19 protein-coding genes are annotated in these 13,197 nt (G+C 63.2%); 11 read left to right on the top strand and 8 right to left on the bottom strand.

Features of this window, described 5'->3' with window-relative positions; genetic code table 11:
• Positions 1–59: 59 nt before the first annotated feature.
• Positions 60–977, bottom strand: coding sequence for a polyprenyl synthetase family protein (locus ACWGTO_RS01340; protein WP_454573082.1), 918 nt, complete (start codon positions 975–977; stop codon positions 60–62).
• Between the two features lie 131 nt (positions 978–1,108).
• On the opposite strand from ACWGTO_RS01340, the gene ACWGTO_RS01345 reads away from it, so the two are divergent.
• The 4 genes from ACWGTO_RS01345 to ACWGTO_RS01360 all read left to right on the top strand — a co-directional run bounded on the left by ACWGTO_RS01345 (position 1,109) and on the right by ACWGTO_RS01360 (position 3,882).
• On the top strand, positions 1,109–1,816 hold the full coding sequence (locus ACWGTO_RS01345; RefSeq protein ID WP_454573497.1) for a biosynthetic peptidoglycan transglycosylase: 708 nt from the start codon (positions 1,109–1,111) through the stop codon (positions 1,814–1,816).
• Positions 1,817–1,969: 153 nt separating this feature from the next.
• Positions 1,970–2,152 (top strand): 50S ribosomal protein L32, encoded by a 183-nt coding sequence (rpmF, locus tag ACWGTO_RS01350; RefSeq protein ID WP_008834724.1) that lies wholly within the window; start codon positions 1,970–1,972, stop codon positions 2,150–2,152.
• Positions 2,153–2,370: 218 nt separating this feature from the next.
• Positions 2,371–3,318: an agmatinase gene (locus tag ACWGTO_RS01355; protein ID WP_454573083.1), complete on the top strand. Its 948-nt coding sequence runs from the start codon at positions 2,371–2,373 to the stop codon at positions 3,316–3,318.
• 162 nt (positions 3,319–3,480) lie between these two features.
• Entirely contained in the window at positions 3,481–3,882 is a 402-nt protein-coding gene (locus ACWGTO_RS01360; RefSeq protein ID WP_142869343.1) for a hypothetical protein, read from the top strand.
• A 9-nt stretch (positions 3,883–3,891) separates the two neighbouring features.
• On the opposite strand, the gene ACWGTO_RS01365 is transcribed toward ACWGTO_RS01360, so the two are convergent.
• The 3 genes from ACWGTO_RS01365 to ACWGTO_RS01375 form a co-directional block, all read right to left on the bottom strand.
• Complete coding sequence (locus tag ACWGTO_RS01365; RefSeq protein WP_454573084.1) at positions 3,892–4,323, bottom strand: GlcG/HbpS family heme-binding protein; 432 nt, start codon at positions 4,321–4,323, stop codon at positions 3,892–3,894.
• Between the two features lie 184 nt (positions 4,324–4,507).
• Positions 4,508–4,747: a hypothetical protein gene (locus tag ACWGTO_RS01370; RefSeq protein WP_142869345.1), complete on the bottom strand. Its 240-nt coding sequence runs from the start codon at positions 4,745–4,747 to the stop codon at positions 4,508–4,510.
• A gap of 94 nt (positions 4,748–4,841) precedes the next feature.
• A complete protein-coding gene (locus ACWGTO_RS01375) occupies positions 4,842–5,354 on the bottom strand; it encodes a winged helix-turn-helix transcriptional regulator (protein WP_454573085.1) in 513 nt (170 codons plus the stop codon).
• A gap of 103 nt (positions 5,355–5,457) precedes the next feature.
• Between ACWGTO_RS01375 and ACWGTO_RS01380 the strand changes: the two genes are divergently transcribed.
• The 4 genes from ACWGTO_RS01380 to ACWGTO_RS01395 all read left to right on the top strand — a co-directional run bounded on the left by ACWGTO_RS01380 (position 5,458) and on the right by ACWGTO_RS01395 (position 7,890).
• Positions 5,458–6,291: an alpha/beta fold hydrolase gene (locus tag ACWGTO_RS01380; protein WP_454573086.1), complete on the top strand. Its 834-nt coding sequence runs from the start codon at positions 5,458–5,460 to the stop codon at positions 6,289–6,291.
• Between the two features lie 122 nt (positions 6,292–6,413).
• The gene (locus ACWGTO_RS01385; RefSeq protein WP_454573087.1) at positions 6,414–7,070 is read left to right on the top strand and encodes a glutathione S-transferase family protein; all 657 of its coding nucleotides are present in this window, start codon (positions 6,414–6,416) and stop codon (positions 7,068–7,070) included.
• Positions 7,071–7,075: 5 nt separating this feature from the next.
• On the top strand, positions 7,076–7,405 hold the full coding sequence (locus ACWGTO_RS01390) for an ArsR/SmtB family transcription factor (RefSeq protein WP_454573088.1): 330 nt from the start codon (positions 7,076–7,078) through the stop codon (positions 7,403–7,405).
• A gap of 20 nt (positions 7,406–7,425) precedes the next feature.
• The gene (locus ACWGTO_RS01395) at positions 7,426–7,890 is read left to right on the top strand and encodes an SRPBCC family protein (RefSeq protein WP_454573089.1); all 465 of its coding nucleotides are present in this window, start codon (positions 7,426–7,428) and stop codon (positions 7,888–7,890) included.
• Positions 7,891–7,939: 49 nt separating this feature from the next.
• On the opposite strand, the gene ACWGTO_RS01400 is transcribed toward ACWGTO_RS01395, so the two are convergent.
• The 3 genes from ACWGTO_RS01400 to ACWGTO_RS01410 form a co-directional block, all read right to left on the bottom strand.
• Entirely contained in the window at positions 7,940–8,203 is a 264-nt protein-coding gene (locus ACWGTO_RS01400) for an ArsR/SmtB family transcription factor (RefSeq protein WP_454573090.1), read from the bottom strand.
• Positions 8,204–8,235: 32 nt separating this feature from the next.
• A complete protein-coding gene (locus ACWGTO_RS01405) occupies positions 8,236–9,474 on the bottom strand; it encodes an MFS transporter (RefSeq protein WP_454573091.1) in 1,239 nt (412 codons plus the stop codon).
• Between the two features lie 131 nt (positions 9,475–9,605).
• The gene (locus tag ACWGTO_RS01410; protein ID WP_454573498.1) at positions 9,606–9,800 is read right to left on the bottom strand and encodes a DUF1192 domain-containing protein; all 195 of its coding nucleotides are present in this window, start codon (positions 9,798–9,800) and stop codon (positions 9,606–9,608) included.
• A gap of 148 nt (positions 9,801–9,948) precedes the next feature.
• On the opposite strand from ACWGTO_RS01410, the gene ACWGTO_RS01415 reads away from it, so the two are divergent.
• From ACWGTO_RS01415 to ACWGTO_RS01425, 3 genes are all read left to right on the top strand, one after another.
• Positions 9,949–10,959: an NAD(P)H-quinone oxidoreductase gene (locus ACWGTO_RS01415; protein WP_454573092.1), complete on the top strand. Its 1,011-nt coding sequence runs from the start codon at positions 9,949–9,951 to the stop codon at positions 10,957–10,959.
• 297 nt (positions 10,960–11,256) lie between these two features.
• Positions 11,257–11,397 (top strand): DUF1127 domain-containing protein, encoded by a 141-nt coding sequence (locus ACWGTO_RS01420; RefSeq protein ID WP_454573093.1) that lies wholly within the window; start codon positions 11,257–11,259, stop codon positions 11,395–11,397.
• Positions 11,398–11,721: 324 nt separating this feature from the next.
• Entirely contained in the window at positions 11,722–12,417 is a 696-nt protein-coding gene (locus ACWGTO_RS01425; RefSeq protein ID WP_454573094.1) for a DUF1013 domain-containing protein, read from the top strand.
• A 56-nt stretch (positions 12,418–12,473) separates the two neighbouring features.
• Here the strand turns inward: ACWGTO_RS01425 and ACWGTO_RS01430 are convergent, their stop codons facing one another.
• Positions 12,474–13,193 carry a helix-turn-helix transcriptional regulator gene (locus ACWGTO_RS01430; RefSeq protein WP_454573499.1) on the bottom strand — a complete coding sequence of 240 codons (720 nt, stop codon included), beginning with the start codon at positions 13,191–13,193 and terminating at the stop codon, positions 12,474–12,476.
• Between the last annotated feature and the right edge of the window lie 4 nt (positions 13,194–13,197).

Genomic DNA, 13,197 nt, shown 5'->3' on the forward strand with positions numbered 1-13,197 from the left:
AGGCAGTGAAAACGGACAAATTTCGAGAACGGTTTTCAGCTATCCAATTGGCCGCGACGTCAGTTGTTGCGGATTGCCACGAAACTTGCCGCAGCCTTCAGCAAGGTTGCCTGTTCACCGTAAGGCTCAAGCAATTCATGCGCCTGCTTGACCAGCCCATGGAGCTGGCTGCGCGCCCAATTCGTGCCGTGTAGCGCCACCAACGTCGCCTTGCCGGCGGCGGCGTCCTTGCCGGTCGCCTTGCCCATCTGGCTGACATCGGCGGTCAGGTCGAGCAGGTCGTCGGCGAGCTGAAAGGCTAGGCCGACCGCCGAGCCGAATTCGGCCAGCCTGTCGCGGTCCTGCAGTGCCGCGCCGGCAATGATCGCGCCGGCTTCGCAGGCGAAGCGGATCAGTGCGCCGGTCTTCATCGCCTGCAGCCGGATGATGCCGGCCTCGTCGGGCCTGTTGCGCTCGGCATCGAGGTCGAGCGTCTGGCCGCCGACCATACCGCCGGCGCCGGCCGAGCGCGCCAGCGCCAGCACCAGGGCTACGCGCCGGTCCGCCGGCAAGGCCGTCGCCTCATCGGCGAGGATGTCGAAGGCCAGCGTCAACAGCGCGTCGCCAGCCAGGATGGCGGTGGCCTCGTCGAAGGCCTTGTGCACCGTCGGCTGGCCGCGGCGCAGATCGTCGTCGTCCATGGAAGGCAGATCGTCATGGATCAGCGAATAGCAATGCACGCATTCCAGCGCCGCCGCCACGCGCGACGCCGCCTCGCCATCGGCGCCGAAAAGCGCGGCACTTTCCATGACCAGGAAGGGGCGTAGCCGCTTGCCGCCGTTCAGCACGCCATGGCGCATGGCCGCCATCAGGCGCTGCGGCCGGACGATCTCGCCGGCCAGTGTGCTGCCGTCGAGCAGCAGCCTGAGCTCGGTCTCGATCGCGGCCGCCCGCACCAAAAGTGCGGCCTCAAAAGCCATTTGCTCGTCATTCGTCATGGCCGGGAGCGGTAGCCGACACTCAGACGTTGCGCAAGAAGCCTCGCGCCATTATGCCGGAGGCGGGAGACTGGCGCGGGTGGGGCGGCTTGACTGAACCGATCGTCGATCATGAAATCGAAGGGCTGGACATGGCGCGACCGAGGCGCGTGAACCGCGCCGGTCTGAAGCGCCTGGCACGACGCTGCCTGGTCGCCGCCGCCGTGCTGGCGGCGATACCCATTGTGCTGACCTTCCTTTACCTGCCGTCCTTCGTGCATCCGATATCGACCTTGATGGTCAAAGACCTGGCGACGTTTTCCGGCTACGACCGGCGCTGGGTTTCGATCGACGATGTGTCGCCGGTGCTGGCGAATTCGGTGATCATGTCGGAGGACGGGCAGTTCTGCTTCCATCGCGGCGTCGATCTCGGCGAATTGCGCGGCGTCGTCGATGATGCGCTGGCCGGCGAGGCAACGCGCGGCGCCTCGACCATCACCATGCAGACGGTGAAGAACCTTTTCCTGTGGTCACGGCCGCTAGGTTCGGTGCGCAAGGTGGTCGAACTGCCGCTGGCCGTCTATTTCGACGCGGTGATGTCGAAACGCCGGATCATGGAGATCTATCTCAACATCGCCGAGTGGGGTCCGGGCATTTACGGCATCGAGGCGGCGGCGCAGCATCATTTCGGCGTTTCAGCCAAACAGCTGTCGCGGCGGCAGGCCGCCCTTCTCGCGGTGTCCCTGCCCAACCCGATCGCCCGCAATCCGGCCAAGCCCGGTCCGGGCTTGCGGCGTCTGGCGTCGCTGATCGAGCGCCGTGCCGGCCGTTCCGGCGCATATGTCGGGTGTCTTGATTAGGACGAACCGCCGCCGACTCAAAAAAAATCGTGCCGGCGCTGGCCAAAACGGCGCAGGGCGTGTATAGGCACCCGACTTTCTCAGATTATGGCCCTGACGCGGCCCTTTCACGAGGGCTATCGGGGCATTTTGACCATGTAGTGGAGCATATCCATGGCCGTTCCGAAACGAAAAACCTCTCCGTCCAAGCGCGGCATGCGCCGCTCGGCCGACGCTCTCAAGGCCCCGACCTATGTCGAGGACAAGAATTCCGGCGAAATGCGCCGCCCGCACCACATCGACCTGAAGACCGGCATGTATCGCGGCCGCCAGGTTTTGACGCCGAAGGAAAGCTGAGACCAGCTTTTCGAAGTGTTTGAATGCCAAAAAGACCGGCCATTGGCCGGTCTTTTTGCGTTTGGCGGTCGCCCGGCAGCTTCGGGCCAATCTCTATGCCAAAGGTCGGACCGTCGCTGGCGATACACGCCGCCATGGCGGTGCTGTATTGCGTTGCGTCGCCGCGATTGCGGCTGAAGCACCTGCCTGCACCATGGTGGGGCGACAGAGGAAACCGCATGACCAGGCTCACCATAGCGCCGCGCGACGTCTTCCAGACCTTCCTGAACTTCCCGCTGGTCGAGGATCTCGATGCGCTGAAGGCCGATGTCGCCATCATCGGCATGCCTTACGGCAGTCCCTACACGATGGACGAGACGATCAACGACCAGACCAACGCGCCGACCGCGGTGCGGCGCGCCTCGCAACGCATCAGCCTCGGACTCGACCGCTATGATTTCGATATTGGCGGAACCCTGTTCGACGGACAGGCCGTCAAGGTGGTCGATGTCGGCGATGTCCCCGGCGATGCCGCCGGCGGCCACTGTGAGCGGGCCGAAGCGGCGATCCGCAAGATCCGCGCCGCCGGCGCCTTGCCGATCACCCTCGGCGGCGATCACGGCATTCCGATCCCGATCTTCCGGGCGCTTGACGGCGAAGGGCCGATCACCTTGGTGCAGATCGATGCCCATCTCGACTGGCGCGACAACGTCAACGGGGTAATGGAAGGCTACTCCAGCCCCATCCGCCGCGCGTCGGAGATGGCGCATATCGACAAGATTTTCCAGCTCGGCATCCGTGGCCAGGGCAGCGCCCGGCTTGAGGAGGTGGAGGCGGCCCGCGCCTACGGCTCCAACATCATCACCGCCAATGAATGGCAGGACATCGGCACGGCGGCGCTGCTCAACCGCATCCCGGACGGCGGCCGCTACTACCTGACCATCGACGCCGACGGCCTCGATCCCGCTGTCATGCCGGCGGTCGAGGGACCGTCGCCTGGCGGCGTCAGCTACCGGCAGACGATCGAGCTGATCAAGGGTCTGTTCGCCAAGGGGCAGGTCGTCGGCATGGACATCGTTGAGATCGCGCCCGCGCGTGACGTAAATGAAATCACTTCGATGACCGCCGGCAGCATCATCCTCAACGCCATCGGCGCTGCCGTGCGCACCGGGCAGTTCAGGCGCTGAGCCGGGTGACACGGTTGTTGCACCCGGTCTTCGACCGTGTTCACGGCTGTTAGCTAAAAATCTTGACGGCGTGCTTGCGGGGCATTCTACAGTAGGTGCCCCCATTGTTTACGCAATTCCGGACCGCTCACACTTTCCTGGAATTGCTAGAGGAGACGCCTGATGTTCGGTGCCATCCCGCTGCTGATCGTGCCCTTCGTGGCCTACAATCTCGGACTCCTCGGAATATTCGGCAGCGGCGACGATCCGTGGGCGACCGAAATCTTCTCATTCCGCATGATGTCTGGCGGGGTGTTTTCGATGACGCTCGGCGACCTGATGGTGGTGATCGGACTGATCTTCCTGTTCCTCGAAATGGTGAAGTCGGTGCGCACCACGAACGCCTCGATCATGGACCATCTGTTGTCGACATTGGTCTTCGTGGCGTTCCTGGTCGAGTTCCTGCTGGTGAAGGGCGCGGCCCACTCCGTCTTCTTCACGCTGATGGTAATCGCGTTGTTCGACGTGCTGGCCGGCTTCTCGGTGTCGATGCGATCGGCCAGCAGGGATATCAATCTGAATTAGAGCTCAGCCTCAGCCTGGATCGGCGGTGAACCCAGCCGCTTCGATGCCGGCGATGGCGGCGGCCTCGTCATTGTCCGACGTATCGCCCGAAATGCCGACAGCGCCGATGACGGCGCCTGTATGATCGCGGATCAGCACGCCGCCCACGACCGGCAGGACGCGACCACCCGAGACGTCGGAAATGCCGGCGACGAGATGCGGCCGTTCCTTGGCGAAGGCCTCGACACGGCGCGAGCCCATGCCGATGGCGAGCGCGCCATAGGCCTTGCCGGCCGACATTTGCGGGCGCAGGAACGAGGCGCCGTCCTGACGCTGGAAGGCGACGAGATGGGCGCCGGCATCGAGCACCGAGACGCCGAGCGGCTTGAGCTTCAGCTCGGCGCCCCTGGCGAAAGCGGCGTCGATGATTTGCTTGGCCTTTTCGAGGGTCAAAGCGGTCATGGCAGTCTCCTGTTCAAACGCGCGTCGATCATCGGCCTGACACGCGAGATGCGAAATCCCGGTTACGGTTGAAATTGCTTCGTGCGGGAAAGCGGAATGGCGGAGGTTACAGCGGCGTGCCGTTGACCGGCATTCCGGCCGATATGCTCAGCCCGCCCCAATCTGCCATCGACTATGGGTATCGTCAGGCGATTTTTTTCTTGGCCCGCGCCGGCTTCTTGACCGGGGCGGCGGGCGCATTGGCCAGATCTTCCGCTTCCTTGGCAAGGCGCAATGCCCGGAGCTTGTTGGTCTTGGCCTGGCGGGCGTCGGCCTCGGCGACATACTCCGCCATCGCCTTTTGCCGCACCGTGGCTGCCTCTTCCTGCTTCTTGAAACGCATATCTGCCCGCGCGCGGGCGGTATCCTTAGAGTTCTCAACCAAGAGCGTTATCCAATCCCATAAATTATGTTTTTCAGTCCCTTGATAGCAGAGCCGCCCCATAAATGGGAAAATAAGTTGGTCAGCAGGCGGCGGCCTATGCGGCGCTCGACGCCTTGCGCGCCACCACCGCCTCGTATCCGGCCTGCAATGTGGCACGGACAGAAGGCCGCCCCGCCGCTGCGATCGGCGTGCCCAGATGGTCGTGCCGCAACTCGTCCATGAACTGCTCCCACATTGGCGGACCGCCCTTCTCCAGCAGTTCGGCGCGGATCGACAGCTCCTCGCTGACCGGCAGCCAGACGCGGCCCCAGGCACCGAGATAGGCCATGATCGGCACCAGCGTGATTGCCATCTCGGTCAGGCTGTAGATCGCCTTCTGCTTGTGCGAGGGATCGTTAGCCTTTGTCAGCATGCCAAGTTCCATCAGCCGCTTCAGCCGGTCGGCCAGGATGTTGGAAGCGATGCCCTCGATCGAGCCGTTGAGCAGCTCGCGAAAGTGGCGTTTGCCGCCAAAAATCATATCGCGCAGGATGATCAGGCTCCAGCGGTCGCCGAACACCTCCAGCGACAGATTGATAGGGCATCCCGAGCGGTGTTCGGTTCTCATCCGACTCTCCCCGTAAAAACCAGTTGCATTATCGTATCAGTTTTATTATCGTGCAATCGATTGCAAAACGCAATCAGTTTGAGCATAGGCGAAGGAGATTCCCATGACAAAGGCCGCAGCACCCAAAATCGTCTCCCAGACGTTTGGCGATCCCGGCGATCCAGCCATGCTGCTGATCATGGGCGCCATGGCCTCGATGCTGTGGTGGCCGGAGGCGCTTTGCAAAAAACTCGCCGGCGAAGGTCGTTTCGTGATCCGCTATGACAACCGCGACACCGGCCTGTCGACCAAATATGCGCCGGGCGAGCCACCGTATACGTTCGACGACATGGCGGACGATGCCGTCAGTGTCCTCGACAGCTATGGCATCGCGAAAGCGCATGTGGTGGGGATGTCGATGGGCGGCATGATCGCGCAACGACTGGCGTTGAAACATCCCTCACGTGTCATCACACTGACGGTGATCAGCAGTTCGCCGGTGGGGATCGATACATCGCATCTGCCGGGGACGACCGAAGCCTATATGGAGCACTCGACCGCTGGCACAAAGGTCGACTGGTCGGACCGCGAGCAGGTGATCGACTTCATCGTCAAGGACGCCCACGCCATCGCAAGCACCGCGCATCCGTTCGACGAGAAGGCGATGCGGACGTTCATCGAACAGGACTATGACCGATCCGGCGGCTTTTTGAGCGCGACCAACCATTTCATGCTGAAAGGTGGCGAGGATCTGAAAGGGCGCCTGCGCGAGATCAAGGTTCCGCTGCTCGTCATCCACGGGACATCGGATCCGATCTTTCCGTTCGAGCACGGCGCAGCCCTTGCCGATGCCGTCGCCGGTGGACGGCTGGTCCGCATCGAAGGCGGTGGCCACGAACTGCATCCCGTCGATTGGCCGATAATTGTTGCCGCCATCGTCGCGCATACCAAGCCCTGACGGCCGGTGGAGTTGGAACCTTGACACACACTCCACCTTTGACAATAGTTAAGTAATTCCTTCAGTGTTCGGTGGCGCGGCAACTCCAGCAATGGCGAACTCGAAAAACAGACGAGCAAAAAATGTCCCTGACTTTCCATTTCCATCCGCTGGCATCGTTCTGCTGGAAACCGCTGATTGCGTTTTACGAGAACGAGACGCCCTTCACGCCGGTCCTCATCGATCTCGGCGACGAGCAGTCGCGGGCGGCGTTCCTGAAGGTGTCGCCGACCGGCAAGATGCCAGCGCTGCGTGACGATGCGCGCAACCGCACGGTGCTGGAATCGACCATCGTCATCGAATATCTGGCTACCCACTATCCGGGACCGGTCGAGCTCATCCCGGCCGAGGCCGACCTCGCTCTCCAGGTCCGCCAGGCCGACCGTTTCTACGATTTCTACGTGCAGGCGCCGATGCAGAAGATCGTCGGCGACAGGTTGCGGCCGCAGGACAAGACCGATCCGTTCGGGGTCGAGGAGGCGCGGGCGCAACTGCGCAACGCCTATGCGATCGTCGAGGAGGAGATGCGTTCGAAAATCTGGGCGGCCGGCCACACCTTCACCATGGCCGACTGTGCGGCCTCGCCGGCGCTGTTCTATGCCAACAAGGTCGAGCCGTTCGGCGACAGGTATCCGGCGGTGAAACGCTACCACGACCGCCTGCTCAAGCGGCCGTCCTTTGCCCGGGTGATCGAGGAAGCGCAGCCATACTTCAAATTCTTCCCCTACAACAACGGCTGATCGCGATGCTGCACGATCCCGCCCAACTCGACCTGATGTTCCAGGCGCTTGCCGACCCTGCCCGCCGCAGCATGGTCGAACGGCTGTCGCGCGGTCCGGCCTCGGTCAGCCAGTTGGCCGAACCGCTGGCAATGTCGCTGTCGGCCGTCGTCCAGCATCTCAACGTGCTCGAAGCAAGCGGGCTTGTGCGCTCGGAAAAGCTCGGCCGCGTGCGCACCTGCCAGATCGCGCCGCAAGCGCTGCGCAGCGCCGAACACTGGATCAATGAGCGGCGGCTGACGTGGGAACGCCGGCTCGACCGGCTGGGCGATTTTCTCGCCGAGACCGAAGACTGAGAAAACTGAAGGAGGCCATTTTGACCGAACGATCCGTCGTCCACTCCACCTTCGTGCTTGAACGCGTCTATCCGGCGACGCCGGCGAAAGTCTACTTCGCACTCAGCGATCCGACCGCCAAAGGGCGCTGGTTCGCCGACCCCGACAATCCGATGGCCCACAGGCACGAGATGGACTTCCGGGTCGGCGGCCAGGAGGTCAATGCCGGCGGGCCAAAGGACGGGCCGATCCACACCTACACCGCCACCTATCTGGACATCGTGCCCAACGAGCGCATCGTCTACAGTTACGACATGATGTTCGGCGAGACCCGCATTTCGGTATCGCTGGCGACGATCGAATTGCGGCCGGAAGGCACCGGAACGCGGCTGGTGCTGACCGAGCAGGGCGCGTTTCTCGATGGCCACGACATGCCCTCGACGCGCGAGCATGGAACCGGGTTTCTGCTCGATGCGCTGGGCAAGGCACTGGCGGCGGGCACTTGAAGCTTGGAAAGCGTAGTTTCCGCCTGGCCTCAATTTCCTGGATTTTGGCCTATGCTTCCCAGAACTGGTCTAGCCAAATATTGAGCTGGAGGAAGCCGGCGGTGCTGACCGTATAGACCCGCCTCGTGCCTTCGGCCTTGGCCTGAACCAGACCGGCGTCCAGCAACACTTTCAAATGCTGGGACACGGCCGGGCGAGAGACTGGCAGGCCCGAAGCCAGCTCGTTGACGGTTTTCGGGCCGCGCCGGAGCTCTTCCAGGAGATAGCGCCGGTTGGGATCGGCAATCGCCATGAAGGCGTCAGAAAAGATCATGCCTATACTTGTGGGGCAAAGTTTTTCAAATCTCAACCGTCAGTTTCCGCTTTTCTGAGCCGCAATGCTTCAGGGGTGACCGAGCGATCGGCGGGCTGGGTCTTGAAGGCGTCGCGGTTTTCGATCGGCACCGGCGCGCGGCGGCTTATGCGCAGCAGCGTGTAGGCGGCAAGGCACAGATGCGCCAGCGCGGTGGCCAGGAACAGGCCTTCGGGGCGGAACCAGCCCATCAGGGCGGCGGCCAGCAAGGGCCCGATCATGGTTCCGAACCCGTACAGAAGCAGCAGGCCGCCCGAGACCTTGACGAAATCCTCGGCGCGCGCGTGGTCGTTGGCATGCGCCACGGCGATCGAATAGAGCGTGTAGGCGAAGGCGCCGTAGGCGGCGGTGAAGACGATGACGAAGATGGAGGAACGCGGTTCGAAGAGGAAGATCAGGATGGCGAACAGCGCTGCGCCGAAAGCCGCACCCGCCAGCACGAAACGGCGGTCGGTCTTGTCGGAGAGGCGGCCGGCCGGAAGCTGCATGGCTGCGCCGGCAACGACGACAAGGCTCATCATCAGCGCGATCTCGGCGGTGGAAATGCCGATACGGGCACCATAGACCGCACCCAGGGTACCCCAGGCGCCATTGGCGATGCCGATCAAGAGGCAGGCGATCGCGGATACCGGCGAATTTGCGTAAAGCCCTTTGACGTCGAGCTTGACGTCCTGCAATGGCTTGGGCGACGAAGCCGACGAGACGGCGGTCGGGATCAGCGACAGGCAAAACAATATGCCGGTGATCATGAACAGCGACGCCGATTTGACGTCGCCGCCGGCAACGATCATCTGGCCGCCCATGATCGAGGCATAGGTGACCATCATGTAGAGGCCGAAGACGGTGCCGCGGTTCTCATTGGTGGCCTTTTCGTTCAGCCAGCTTTCGATGACCATGAAGGCGCCGGCCATGGTGAAGCCGGTGAAGGCGCGCAGCAGGATCCAGACATATTCGTCGATGATCAGGCCGGTGAGCAGGGCGACGATGGCGCCCGACGCGGCAAAGGCGCCGAACGCCCTGACATGGCCGGCGCGGCGCACGAGGCGCGGTGCGAAGAAGCAGCCGGTGACGAAGCCACCGGCCCAGGCAGTGCCCATCAGGCCGAGCGATGCGGTCGAAAACCCTTCGATTTGACCGCGCAGCGGCAGCAGCAGGCCATGCAGTCCCGATGCCGCAAGCAGGAAAGCAGTGCCGCGAAGCAGCGAGAGGATTGGTCTGTAGCTTGCAAACATTGTTTGATCCGGCTGGAGGGGCTTGTCGGTTCTGAGGACGGGAGCAGCTCTGAAGGTGTGTTAGCTCTGAAAATAGGCGCATTCGGGCTTTTCGGCGGCGAATGTCTCGGCGTCGAAAGCCAGCGCAAAAGCTAGCCGCGGCGAAACAGCGCTTCGGCCGCCGATTTGGTGCTGCCCTTGGCCTGGAGCTCAGCTTCCAGCCGGGCAATCTCGTCGCGCAATATGCCTATCCGCTCGGTCAGGTCACCGACCGAAAGCAGCGACAGATCCTGTCCGATCTCATGCGGCCTGGATTTCTTTTTGGGTTCGTCGTCGAAGATCGCCATCGTCGCTCCTCCCTGATTCAGCATTTGGACCGAACCGGTATTGGCCTGATTTGAGCATTTGCCTGATCCGGCAATCAGCATACATAGGGCAAGGGTGCTGATGCAAACAGCCGGCGACAGACCGGCCCGATCGAGACGGGAAATTTTCATGGGAAGCGGACATAAAATTCCGGCGACGATGACGGCCATTGCAATCTCGCAACCCGGCGGGCCGCGGGTGCTGAAGCCGGAAACGCGCGACGTGCCGATGCCCGGCCCCGGTGAAATCCTGATCCGGGTGCGCGCCGCCGGCGTCAACCGGCCCGACGTGCAGCAGCGCAAGGGCGCCTATCCGGCGCCGCCCGGTGCCTCCGACCTGCCGGGCCTCGAGGCATCGGGCGAGGTGGCAGCGCTTGGCGACGAGATATCGCGTTGGCGCATCGGCGACCGGGTCTGCGCGCTGACGCCGGGCGGCGGCTATGCCGAATATGTCAAGGTTCATGCCGGCAGCGTGCTGCCGCTGCCTGCCGGCTTCACCCATACGGAAGCGGCCGCGGTGCCGGAAAACTATTTCACCGTCTGGCACAATGTGTTCGAGCGCGGCGGCCTGAAGAAGGGCGAGACGCTGCTCGTCCATGGCGGCTCGTCGGGCATCGGCACCACGGCGATCCAGCTGGCGTCGGCCTTTGGCGCCACCGTCATCACTACCGCCGGCAGCAAGGAGAAGTGCGACGCCTGCCTGAAGCTCGGTGCCGACCGGGCAATCAACTACCGCGAGGAGGATTTTGTCACCGCGGTCAAGGACGCCACCGGCGGCAAGGGCGCCGACGTCATCCTCGACATGGTCGGCGGCGACTACGTCCAACGCAACTACGAGGCGGCGGCGGTCGAGGGCCGGATCGTCCAGATCGCCGTCCAGGCCGGGGCGGTGGCGAGTGCCGATTTTTCCAAGATCATGGTCAAGCGGCTGACCCATACCGGCTCGACACTGCGGCCACGCACGGTCGAGTTCAAGGCAGCGATCGCCGCGGCGCTGGAAGCGCAGGTGTGGCCGCTGCTCGGCACCCGCAAGGTGTCGCCGGTGATGGACATGATCTTCCCACTGGCCGACGCCTGGCGCGCGCATGAGCGCATGGAAGAGGGCGAGCATATCGGCAAGATCGTTCTCGACGTCGGCTAGGGCGTATCGATATTCAGGTGAGGCCGGTCTGCAAATGATGGCTTCCTGCGCTTCCGGTGCTCACGTACTGAGGTACGCTCCGCTCCGGTTCTCGGGAGCCACCATTTTCGATTCAGCCTGACCTGAATCTCGACCCGCCCTGGGCGTGCGTCCTCCCGCCAATAAGCTGAATAGAACCTTAATGGTGCAATGCAGCATTTGCATTGCGGCTATGCAAAGACGTCTGTTCAATTCGTGGGCAGCGCTGCCTATCTAAGCGTCATCGAAACGATTTGATCCAACAACTGGAGGACTACCATGAACCCGATCCGCGCTTTCCGTAACTGGCGTATGTACAACGAAACCGTGCGCGAGCTGAACAAGCTCAACGCCCGTCAGCTCAGCGACCTCGGCATCAACCGCGGCGACATCGAGCGGATTGCCCGCAAGGCCATCTAACTCGAAACATGGCCGGCCGTAAGGCCTGGCCATGTGCTAGAAGCAAGAGCCGCCAGCAGACGTTTCCCGTCGCCGGTTCCGAGCCCGCTGGACCCTGTCCGGCGGGTTTTGTCGTTTTAGGGCCTTTTTACGTCTCGGCATCGACGATCGCCGAGGCCAAGGCTCCTTCTGGCCTCCACGCACTCTGGCGCCCAACGGCTGGCCCTGCGCCAAAAACATTGCGAAACGGCAGCGGAGCGGTTATACAGGCCGCGAATTTCCCATTTTGGTGGCTCTAAACCACCGCCCGCGCGGGAACGCGGGCGAACGAGAAGGATTTTTGAAATGGCCAATACGCTGCTGATGCCCAAGGCGACCGCCGTCTGGCTGGTCGACAACACCGCGCTCTCCTTCGAGCAGATCGCGCAGTTCTGCGGGCTGCATCCGCTTGAGGTCAAGGCGATCGCCGACGGCGAATCGGCGCAAGGCATCAAGGGCATGGACCCGATCATGACCGGCCAGCTGACCCGCGACGAGATTGCGCGCGCCGAGAAGGATCCGAACCAGCGCCTGAAACTGTCCGACCCCAAGGTGCGGGTGCCGGAATCCAAGCGCAAGGGCCCGCGATACACGCCGCTGTCGAAGCGTCAGGACCGGCCCAATGCCATACTGTGGCTGGTGCGTAACCACCCGGAATTGAAGGACGCGCAGATTTCGCGCCTGGTCGGCACGACCAAATCGACGATCGAACAGATCCGTGAGCGCAAGCACTGGAACTCGGCCAATCTGCAGCCGATGGACCCGGTGACGCTGGGTCTCGCCTCGCAGATCGACCTCGACATGGAAGTCAACCGCGCCTCGCGCGGCCGCGAGCAGGCACAGCCGGTCGGTGACACGCTGCTGCCGGCGGCGCTGACCGAGCGCCTGGTGCCAGCGCCGGAGAAGCCGAAGGACGAGGATGCCGAGCTCGACGCCAACGCAGTGTTCGCCAAGCTCTCGGCGCTCAAGTCGAAGAAAGAAGATTCCGACGACGAGGAATAAGGTCTGCGGCAGGCCAATAAAAAAGCCCGCTTCGAGCGGGCTTTTTTGTTGCGAACTCAGCTTCTCGCTGCCCGGTCCGGCGTCATGCCGTAATCCTCCGAGCGTTCGACCGCGCGGTAGAAGTCGGCGAGCTGCTTGCCGCGTTCCGGCTTGAAGATGCGGCCGGCGATGACCACCGAGGCGATGCGGTCGATGCGGAAGGCGCGGAAATCGTCGCGCATCTCGCACCAGGCGACCAGCGTCCACACCTTGCCCCAGAACCACAGGCCGAGTGGGCGGATATCGCGCCCGGTGCCGCGGCCGGCCTCGTCGCGATAGTCGATGGTCAGCACCTGCCGCTTCTCGACCGCGCGCTCGATCAGGTCGATAGCCTCGCGCGCGGCATCGCTCACCACCCACATCGGCGTGTGGATCTCGGTGCGGGCGATGCGGTCTTTCTCGGCGTCGGGCAACACGGCGCCGATCTTGACCAGCGCCTCGTCGGCGGCACGCGCCATGGCGGCACCACCAAAGGCGCGCACCATGCGCGCGCCGGCAACCAGCGCCACGATCTCGTCACGCGTGAACATCAGCGGCGGAAGGTCGAAACCCTCCCTCATCATGTAGCCAACCCCCGCCTCGCCGTCGATCGGCACCCCGGTCGACTGCAGGTCGGCAATGTCGCGGTAGATGGTTCGTTCGGAAACCTCGAGCCAGGTGCCGAGCTTCTGAGCGGTGACCAGCCGGCCACCGCGCAGATGCTGCACGATCTGGAACAGCCTGTCGGCACGGCGCATCGTA

This window comes from Mesorhizobium sp. PL10, from assembly GCF_053714315.1.